8 protein-coding genes and 2 pseudogenes are annotated in these 8,974 nt (G+C 57.3%); 2 read left to right on the top strand and 8 right to left on the bottom strand.

Translation table 11 applies throughout. The annotated features are described in order from the left end of the window. Window positions 1-206: 206 nt before the first annotated feature. Entirely contained in the window at window positions 207-479 is a 273-nt protein-coding gene (locus ASE00_RS09865) for a transposase (RefSeq protein ID WP_082594601.1), read from the bottom strand. A 70-nt stretch (window positions 480-549) separates the two neighbouring features. Between ASE00_RS09865 and ASE00_RS09870 the strand changes: the two are divergent. Further along, window positions 550-995, top strand: a pseudogene (locus tag ASE00_RS09870) (transposase); the annotation flags it as partial. A gap of 49 nt (window positions 996-1,044) precedes the next feature. On the opposite strand, the gene ASE00_RS09875 reads toward ASE00_RS09870, so the two are convergent. The 7 genes from ASE00_RS09875 to ASE00_RS09905 form a co-directional block, all read right to left on the bottom strand. Beyond that, window positions 1,045-2,718, bottom strand: a complete 1,674-nt coding sequence (locus ASE00_RS09875) for a sigma-54-dependent Fis family transcriptional regulator (RefSeq protein ID WP_056379791.1) — start codon at window positions 2,716-2,718, stop codon at window positions 1,045-1,047. Window positions 2,719-2,781: 63 nt separating this feature from the next. Next, on the bottom strand, window positions 2,782-3,825 hold the full coding sequence (locus ASE00_RS09880) for an NADH:ubiquinone reductase (Na(+)-transporting) subunit F (RefSeq protein ID WP_235538619.1): 1,044 nt from the start codon (window positions 3,823-3,825) through the stop codon (window positions 2,782-2,784). 14 nt (window positions 3,826-3,839) lie between these two features. Continuing rightward, window positions 3,840-4,199, bottom strand: coding sequence for a phenol hydroxylase subunit P4 (locus ASE00_RS09885; protein ID WP_056379795.1), 360 nt, complete (start codon window positions 4,197-4,199; stop codon window positions 3,840-3,842). Window positions 4,200-4,209: 10 nt separating this feature from the next. Then, window positions 4,210-5,763 (bottom strand): YHS domain-containing protein, encoded by a 1,554-nt coding sequence (locus tag ASE00_RS09890; RefSeq protein WP_056379797.1) that lies wholly within the window; start codon window positions 5,761-5,763, stop codon window positions 4,210-4,212. A 23-nt stretch (window positions 5,764-5,786) separates the two neighbouring features. After that, window positions 5,787-6,068, bottom strand: coding sequence for an MmoB/DmpM family protein (locus tag ASE00_RS09895; RefSeq protein WP_056379799.1), 282 nt, complete (start codon window positions 6,066-6,068; stop codon window positions 5,787-5,789). Then, a complete protein-coding gene (locus tag ASE00_RS09900) occupies window positions 6,065-7,057 on the bottom strand; it encodes a phenol hydroxylase (protein ID WP_056379801.1) in 993 nt (330 codons plus the stop codon). Before ASE00_RS09900 ends, ASE00_RS09895 begins: the two co-directional genes overlap by 4 nt. A 4-nt stretch (window positions 7,058-7,061) precedes the next feature. Beyond that, window positions 7,062-7,319 carry a phenol hydroxylase subunit gene (locus tag ASE00_RS09905; RefSeq protein ID WP_056379803.1) on the bottom strand — a complete coding sequence of 86 codons (258 nt, stop codon included), beginning with the start codon at window positions 7,317-7,319 and terminating at the stop codon, window positions 7,062-7,064. Between the two features lie 338 nt (window positions 7,320-7,657). Here ASE00_RS09905 and ASE00_RS09910 point away from each other — a divergent pair. Then, window positions 7,658-8,827 (top strand): annotated as a pseudogene (locus tag ASE00_RS09910) (IS3 family transposase). The last annotated feature ends 147 nt before the right edge of the window (window positions 8,828-8,974 follow it).

An 8,974-nucleotide genomic window follows, 5' to 3' on the forward strand; every position in this document is an offset into this window, starting at 1 on the left:
GGAATACCTTGCCAGGTCAGAAACTTGGCCTACCCCGATCGGGGTAGGCCAAGCCGGAAGCTAACGCCGGACCCGGACCACAGAACCCAAGCGCTTCAGTTCGCCGGAACTCTATCTTATCCAGCGGACCACCCTGATGGGGCAGGCCAACACGGCAGAGCAGTTCAACGGGCCATCGGTGCCGCCAGCTATGCACAAAAGGAACTTCACAGCCTTTGGCTCGCGAAGAACTGCGTGGGCTTTTTTAGCACTTCCCTCTCCTCCCGCAGCACGCGGTTCTCAAGGCGAAGGCGTTCATTCTCACGCGCCAGATCTGCCTGCGGCACTGCCACCAAGTCAGATGGCCGATACTGTGACACCCATTTGCCCAGCGTCGACTTACCTATCCCCAAATCCGATGCAACCCGGTCGCGGGGTAACCCGATGGTCAGGGCAATCCGCACCGCCTCCTGCTTGAAATCTTCTGTGTGCTTGATCATCTCGTCGGTCTCCTGTTGCGACCTCTAATCGCTCAGGTGACCGGCGCAAATCCGTTACAAGTCCAGTCCGCGCGGCGTGCGGCTGCGTGCCGGCATCCCCGTCGGGCACTGGAAGACCACCACCTTCGTCGCCGGCCTGCGCCGCACTGGCATGGTCGCGCCATGGGTGCTCGACGGTCCGATGAATGCGGACGCGTTCCTCACCTACATCACCCGCGTCCTCGTGCCCGAACTCGGCCGCGGCGATGTGGTCGTCATGGACAATCTGTCGAGCATAAGGCGCCCGCCGTCCGCGTGGCCATCGAGAGCGTCGGCGCCACGCTCCTCTTACTCCCGCCCTACAGCCCGGACTTCAACCCGATCGAGCAGGCCTTTTCCAAGCTGAAAGCCAATCTGCCAAAGGCGGCTGAGCGCACCATCCACGGCCTTTGGAATGCCATCGGTCGCATCCTCGATCTCTACTCGCCGCAGGGATGCGCCAACTACTTCGCCGCATGCGACTATGTTACAGAATGATCGAAAACCGCTCTAAATCATGACTCAGGAAATAGGCTAGATGGCTCAGTCAGACTGATGAACCTGCCTTTAGTCGATAGTCGAGTTGCCGTCTCGAAAGCCCCAGCAAATCGGCTGCTTCGTTGATGTTGCCGTTGGCACGGCGCATCGCTTCCGACACGAGCCGATTTTCATGCTGCGCAATGTTGAGGCTTGTCATACCTGCCATATCCGCACTCACCTCAGCGGTTTGATTAGAATGATGCAGATGACCATCGGGGCCTAGGAATGCTCCAAGACGCTCGCGATGAGCCAAACCTACGGACAGGCTATCGGCGTCTATGAGGCCGCCGGCTTGTGTGAGAAGGACGCCACGTTCGAGCACATTTTCAAGTTCGCGGATATTTCCGGGCCATTCATAACCCATGAGCATCTTCAGCGCCCGATCCGATACGCCCCGTATTGCCTTGCTGTGGCGCTTGCTGAGGCGCGCGAGCAGCACTTCTATAAATAGCGGAATGTCGTCGATACGTTCGCGCAAGGGCGGGATCACGATGGGATATGGGTTGAGGCGATAGAAAAGATCAGAGCGGAATTGCTTTTCGCCTATGGCTGCGGCTAGATCGATATTGGTAGCGGCGACGAGGCGCACGTCAATCTTGAGCACCTTGTCCCCTCCCAGGCGCTCGATCTCACCGGACTGAAGAACGCGGAGCAGTTTGACCTGGGCTGCCAACGGCATGTCGCCGATCTCGTCGAGAAAAAGGGTTCCCCCGTTGGCGCGCTCGAAGCGACCTTGTCGTGCCCGGTGAGCGCCTGTGTAAGCGCCGAGCTCGACGCCAAACAGTTCGCTTTCGATGAGATCTTGAGGTATCGCGCCGCAGTTAACGGCAATGAAAGGTTTATCGCGGCGAGGGCCGTTGTCGTGAAGCCAGCGCGCGAATACCTCCTTGCCGACCCCAGTTTCTCCGGTCAATAATACGGTGATTGGACTGACCGCCGCCTGTCGCAAAAGATTAAGGGCGCGTAGAAACTTGGGCGAGCGGCCGATCAGTGAACTAGTCTGGACGTCGCACCGAAGAGAAGCGCGTAGTTCGTCAATCTCCTTCGCCATATCGCTAAGTTGGCCCGCAATGTCGTCAGGAGCAAAGGCGCGGATATAAGGATCGTCATCGGACAAGCATTCGGCCGTATCGGCAACAATATAGCAATAGGCATCGCCTTTGCTGCGGCACATCGTTTCCCGTAGAACGACACGTCGGCCCATGAACGTGCTGGCATAGCCGGCCGCATAGCCTAGCTGATGCCAGCAAGTGCAGGTATCGCCGATACCAAAAGTCGCAATATGGGTTTCTGCTTCCCAGCTGTCGAGCCAGCGAAACTCGCCGTGGAAGACGCCATGATCCAGATCAAGCTCGCTTGACACGGTTTCAACCTTCACCATGCCCTCGAGACTGTGAAAACGCACACCGAGCAGGAACACGTCCTCAAACGACCCATCTCCGGCGAGTTTGCGGGCCAATTGGGCGTCCTGCGCACCTGAATCATGGCCCATCCTCATTAAGAGAGAACTGGCGCGTTCTACCCCCAAGGACTTAATCAACTCGCTGCGCAAAGCGCCAAGTGCCCGCGCATGAAGCAACAACATGCGATGCTCATCGAGCCAAACCATTCCGTTTTCGAAATGGAGACGTGCCCCCAAGTCGATACGTGCTGATACGTCTGCGGTGCCTGTTATCGCCATCCAATCCTCTCACAATCGCACGGATCTAGCGCCCGCGAAGTTCGAATATAGCGATAATCTCGGTCAAATGCGCTTAAAAAGAGGGCTTCTCACCTGCTGCGCATCCATCGCGGAGAAAAATTTCTCAGTGTAAATGTCACGCTCGAATAAACGACCCTGCATCAACGTGGCGACACAGGCTTCGATCATCACAGGCGGCCCGCATAGGTATGCCTTCAGTTCCCGGAAATCGTTGTCGAAGGCTTCCTTTGCGGCTTCGTGAACAAAAGTCCGATCTCCCGCCCAATTGGAGTTATTCGGTTCGTCGGAGAGCGTCGGCACATAGCGGAAATGCGCGTGCGTTTCGGCGAGCGAGGTGAATACCTCGTGGTAATAGAGTTCCTCGCGGGATCGAGCGCCATAAACGAGAGTGATCGGCAGCGTCTCACCATGCGCTAGCAAGTCCAGGATCATCGAACGCACGCTCGACAGCCCCGATCCGCCAGCAAGAAACAGCATAGGCGCCCGCGCGGAGCGGCGGACAAAGAACCTGCCGTAGGGTCCCGACAAATGCAAGCGATCGCCGACCTTCAGATTTTCGTGTATCCAAGTCGTACCAATGCCCCCGGGCACGATACGAATGTTGAGTTCGATCTCATCGCCAGAGGCGGGTTCGTTGGCGAGCGAGAACGCTCTTGTAACGATATTTTCCGTGCCAACGGAAACGTTCACATATTGCCCAGCTTGAAAGCGCAGCGGTCGATCGAGCTTCAAGTGCACACCGCGGATCGTGGGTGTTAGTGCCTCGATCCGGCTTACGACACCATTGAAATCTTCGACGGGAATCTGCGCGAAGTCAGGGTCGTCCTCGACCTCTGCCTCAATGACAACATCGCTCTCCAGCCGCGCACAACATGCGAGCGCCTTGCCCTCGTCGCGCTCGAAATCCATCAGTGCGAAACTCGAAGCCTCGCCGTGGTCGATTTCACCATCGATCACCTGGATCTTGCATGTCGCACACAGCCCGTGGCAGCAGGCATGCGGGAGCCATATGCCGGCGCGCAGGCAGGCATCAAGGATTGTCTGTCCCTCCGCGACTTCGATGGTATCGCCGGTCGACTCGATCATGAGAGTGTTCGACATCAAATACCCAGACCACCTATACCGCCGAGTCCCGGCATGTTGAACCGTAAAGCATCCTTATGCGCGATGCCGAGGTTGACGATCGTGCCGTTGAGATCGGGTAAAAAGACCTCGTCGTTCTTTGTCCAAGTCGTTTTCGTCCAGTCGATCTTGGACCAATCGGGATGAGAGCCGAAAGTATTGTTCAATTGGTCAGCGAGAAAGTCGGCGAATAGAAGATCGGGCGGTAGCGCCCACGCATAAGGAGAGGAGAACATCAAATGTCCATCCCACCCCACATAAACAACGCGGGCACCTTGAAACTTTTCCTCAGAATCTGCCGGTTCAAAAACATAGTCGCGAATCGCACGGACGGTCATCGCTTTCTCCTCAGACGTTGGTCTTGGCGAGCCCGCGCCACAGATCGAAGTTGGTTGCATCTTCGGAGCCAGTGAAGAGGCCGTTGTCTTTGCCGTCTGCGATACGCCAGAATGCTAACGCAGCCGCTAACGGATCAAATCCCTCAGCGGTCGAATCGACGTCCGGGCCGAAGCAATTACCTTTCAAGAACTCGTGTGTCCCGATATGCGCCTGAATATATTTTTCCGGCTCATCATCAAATATCTCCTGACAGTAGTCGGAACAGAAGTGATACTGTTCTTCTTTATAATGGCGGTGGCGCTGCGCTAACTTGAGAGGTTCGTCCGGCTCAGGAAACATTAGCGGAATCTGGCATACCTGGCATTGCATCGGACTGCCACTGGCCTCGAAGGGCGTGCCCGCTGCTTCCAGATCTGCCCAATACTCGAACCGCGGGCGATAATACCGATCAAATGTTTCCGGGTACTTGGCCGACAGCCAGTCCATGTCTTCAGCGGATGGTAGCCACAGCTGGAAGTTCAGAGAACTACGACTTTGGTAGAAGGCGCACCAGGCCAAGTGGGAAAGATGATCTCGCTCCTTCCGGATCTGCTCGACGCAAGGTGGCATGGTAATGCCGTAGCGGGCAAGATCCCGAAAAAGCGCTCCGCAATTCTCCTCGAAGTAGATTTCCCAGGCCTCCGCCCAACTCATCACACGCTTGGGCAGCATATAATCCTGCATCATTGCGACCAGGGTGATGACGCGTACGCCACGCCACGTCCATTTATTAAGCCACTTTTGGACGATCGGAACATTAGCCGGGTCTTGCTCGAGCACGAACCTGATGACCTCAAGGCCAAGCGTCATATGACGCGCCTCGTCCGACTGTGCAGAGAACCCGAAGGTCATTGCACCCATGTCGCCATTATAGGCGGCGCCGGATATGAAGGGGACGAATACCAGATTGGTCAGCACATATTCAAACGCGAAGCCGATTGCGATGACGAACTCGAACGGCCCGGCGGATGCCGCATCCTCGAAGAAGCTTTTGGCCGCCTGAAGATAGGGGAGATGATCGTGGTAATGCCGGAACTCGGACATTCCATTATAGTATCGGTTGTAATTGCTCACGGCATGAATCTGCGTTTGCGCATGGCGCATTTCATCGAGTGATTGCATCATGCAGGCGACCCGTGGCCCGACGCCGCGAAATTGCCGTGCGACATGTGAAAAGCCACGATGCGACATGTATTCAAGCGGCGCTAGGCCGCATGCAAAAAGCTTGGTTGTGTTAATATAGCGAGCGTCGCTTACAGTAAGATGGCCGTTGCTCTGCGCAAACGCATCGAGGATTGCGTAGAGCTTTCGATCCTTTTCGGCCTGATATTTCCAATAACTGTCCATGGTGAGCCGGAACGGGTCTTCCCAAGCTTCCCAATCGTGGATTTTGATGCCTTCGAACGTGTCCATGGGAAACACGTCGTCAATGGCCTGGTAAGTAGGCTCCCAACCAAGTCCTCTGGTCATTAGCGTGTATCGTTCTTTGAGCCCAAGCTTCTTCTTGGTAGCGGCTATATCCATTTTCAAATCCTATCGGCGGTTGATCAGCGTTCCCAGCTAAGGGTTAGGTTGTCGTCCGATTCGTCAACGTGACCTGACAGTGAGATCATGTTCACATGAAGTTCCTGGAGGTCGAACGCGCGTCCCATGATCGCCTCAATGGTCTCGCGCTGCACGCATAACGTTCCCCTGGCAAAGATCCGCACCATCGCGGGTTGTTCGTCGAGTTGGGCGTGCGCGTTGTCGGCGAGGATTGCCGAGATGATGTGGCGTGTATCGTCATTGGCCTGAAGAGCCAGAAAGACGGTCGAGTCCGACCCGCTCACAACGGAATCCCTGCCTTGACGATTCGCAGGTCGAGTTTGTCCCCCACCTCACCAAGTACTGCCCCGGCGCGGTCGCCTAGGGCGTGTTGCGCTAGTGGGAGCAAGGAGGGCACTACCCGCGCCTTCCATTTGCCGATCCAGCGAGCGATCAGCGCCTTGTTGCTCTCGCTCTCTGCGGCGGCAGCCTTGATTTGCGCGTCTACCCACTTCGCGTGTTCAGCCGCCCATTCGGTTTGAAACTGGGTGAGCATTGCCACCGCCGAGCCGCCGTTCAGCACTAGTTCGTCATTGACGATCACATCATAAATCAGCGGATAGAGATGACCGTCGATCAAAAGATCCTGCGCCACCAAAACCTCGAACCAGTCATTTTCTACGAACAGATCCTCTATTAGCCGGCGTAATGGTTGCCACCGAGGGGCTTCCATCCACGCGATCTTGGCCGCGTCCAAGGTAGCTGGATCACCAAATAGAAGACCTATGCGGGTGATGAATTGCGCGATGCCGAGTTGATCCATTGCCGCGTAGAGTGCCGGCTGGGTAATCCCAGCGCCAAAACCATAGGCGGCGATAAAGTCATTGTTCATGCTCGCGCCCCACGCAACGTGTCGCAACGGTAGCAGTTCCAGCGCGAGCGCACGGGCTGCGTCTGGAAGCAGTTCGGCGAGCCGCCGCTTTTCGACAAAATCAAAAGCATTTTCCGCCGCGTCTTGCTGCCGCCCGCGCGCCATCACGTAACTACCGTAATAATATTGGCGCGGGTCCTTGAACGCGTACCAATCGGTCATCGTGATCGCCGTGCGATGCGCATCGAAATACTCGTGATCCGGGTCCCACAGCGGCCGATAGTGCTGGTTTGCCATCGTCTGGAGGTCCAGCGTGCCCTCCTGATATCGTGAGGCAGGTTTGTCATCGCCGACACGGCGCTCGACGTGCTTGTAGGTGTGGCGCCTCGGCTTGATCGATACAGTGCGAAGATCCAGTTGCATGGCGTTAGCGCTCCTGCCCTGGTGCAACTCGGCTCAGCCTTATGCGATCGTCATTGCCGACATCTGGTTGAGCGGTAATATCGATTACCGCACTCGTGCGACAAAAGTCGCGGAATGCCGCCTCGGGCATCAGTAATTCGACATATATTTCTGGCTCGCCGATCGCAAAGTCGAAGCCGACGAGGCCGTCGGTGCGCTTTTCAGTTACGCGAACATATTTCGCTTCGAGTACTTTATTTGCGTCTAAGTCGCACAAGGCCATTCAGAACTCCTCTCGCAACTCGTTCAGGTTGCACGATAGCCCTTTCAGCAAGTATCATGCCAACTTACAATGCCAAGCGCTTAGCCACATTCACGTTGCCGAACGCTACAAAAATGTAAAATTCCTCGCGTGATCGACAGATTTGTTGGGTTCCGGCGATGCGCTGCGCGGTCGTCACACGGCACGTGATGAAGTAGCGACGGTAGCGAGGCTACTACTCGGCGCGCTTATCTATGGCGATCTAGCGGCGGGCAGTGTTGCAGAGGCGACCGGCGATGATGGTCCCTCGCTTTGGTGGACACCCTCGCTAAGCTCGAAAGGGCGAGAAAGGTGTTTCGATGATGAAGACGAGGCGAGAGTTTTCTTCCGAGTTTAAACGGGAGACGGTAGCGCTCCTGGAAAGTAGCGGCCGACCGTTATCCCAGGTGGCGGCGGAGATCGGCATTTCGCCGTCGATGCTGCGCGCCTGGCGCAAGGTGGTCCATGGGGGCGCGGCCCGTTCAAGGGCGGGCCAGGCGCATGGGTCGGCACCGGCATTGCCGGCGGATCAGGCAGCGGAGATTTCGCGCCTGAAGCGTGAGCTCGATCGCACGCGGATGGAGCGTGACGTGTTAAAAAAGCGATCGGCATCTTCGCGGAGGTGCCGAGATGAGCTTCCGTTTCATCCGCGATCAAGCCGGTCATTGGCCTGTCCGGCTGATGTGCCGCGTCCTCGAGGTCTCGCCCAGCGGCTACTATGCATGGCGCAATCGCCCGGAGAGCGCTCGTGCAGTCGCTAACCGTGCGCTGCTCGTGCACGTTCGCCGTCTCCATGCAGAGCATCGCGGCCGTTATGGTAGTCCCAGGATGCATGCCGCGCTCCGCGCGGAAGGCAGGACGGCAAGTCGTGGCCGCGTCGCGCGCCTCATGCGACGGCACGGCATCCGCGCGCTTGCCGGCCGCCGGTTCAAACCATGCACCACCGATAGCCGTCATTATCTGCCGATCGCGCCGAATCTGCTGAAGCAGCAGTTCGTCGCGTCGGCGCCGAACCGCGTCTGGCTCGCTGACATCACCTACATCCCGACCGGCGAAGGATGGCTGTATCTCGCCGCCGTGCTCGATCTCGCGACCCGCAAGATCGTTGGCTGGGCCATGCGTGACCATATGCGCACAGAACTGCCACTGGCGGCATTGATGATGGCCGCGCAGCGGCAAAGACCGGCCGAAGGCCTCATCTGCCATTCCGATCGCGGAAGCCAATATGCCGCCGAGGCGTATGGCAAGCAACTCGCCGCAATGAAGGCCAAGCCGTCGATGAGCCGAACGGCGTGCTGCTATGACAATGCCCCCAGGAAAGCTTCTTCCATACGCTTAAGGTCGAGCTCGCTCACCAGCGGCGATGGACGACCCGCGAGCAGGCGCGACGCGAGCTGTTCGCCTATATCGAGGGATATTATAATCGGCGGCGGATCCATTCCGCCCTTGGTTACAGGACCCCGGAACAGGCCGAACGGCAAATGGCCTAAACCCGTGTCCACGAAATCAGGGAACCATCACAACCGACTGGCTCGAAAGCGCGGAGCGCCCAAATATCTGTTTGCCGATAACGTCCTATGTAGGGAAGCAGCGGCGGAAAATGATCAGCAGGTCTCATTGCGCCGAGGATGATCGGC

The organism is Sphingomonas sp. Root710, assembly GCF_001429065.1.
Classification (GTDB): Bacteria; Pseudomonadota; Alphaproteobacteria; order Sphingomonadales; family Sphingomonadaceae; genus Rhizorhabdus.

Bases quoted from the DNA above. Each gene is read 5' to 3' on its own strand.
- ASE00_RS09900 (WP_056379801.1), bottom strand. From the start codon at position 7,057: ATGCAACTGGATCTTCGCACTGTATCGATCAAGCCGAGGCGCCACACC.
- ASE00_RS09880 (WP_235538619.1), bottom strand. From the start codon at position 3,825: ATGATCGAGTCGACCGGCGATACCATCGAAGTCGCGGAGGGACAGACA.
- ASE00_RS09890 (WP_056379797.1), bottom strand. From the start codon at position 5,763: ATGGATATAGCCGCTACCAAGAAGAAGCTTGGGCTCAAAGAACGATAC.
- ASE00_RS09905 (WP_056379803.1), bottom strand. From the start codon at position 7,319: ATGGCCTTGTGCGACTTAGACGCAAATAAAGTACTCGAAGCGAAATAT.
- ASE00_RS09875 (WP_056379791.1), bottom strand. From the start codon at position 2,718: ATGGCGATAACAGGCACCGCAGACGTATCAGCACGTATCGACTTGGGG.
- ASE00_RS09865 (WP_082594601.1), bottom strand. From the start codon at position 479: ATGATCAAGCACACAGAAGATTTCAAGCAGGAGGCGGTGCGGATTGCC.
- ASE00_RS09885 (WP_056379795.1), bottom strand. From the start codon at position 4,199: ATGACCGTCCGTGCGATTCGCGACTATGTTTTTGAACCGGCAGATTCT.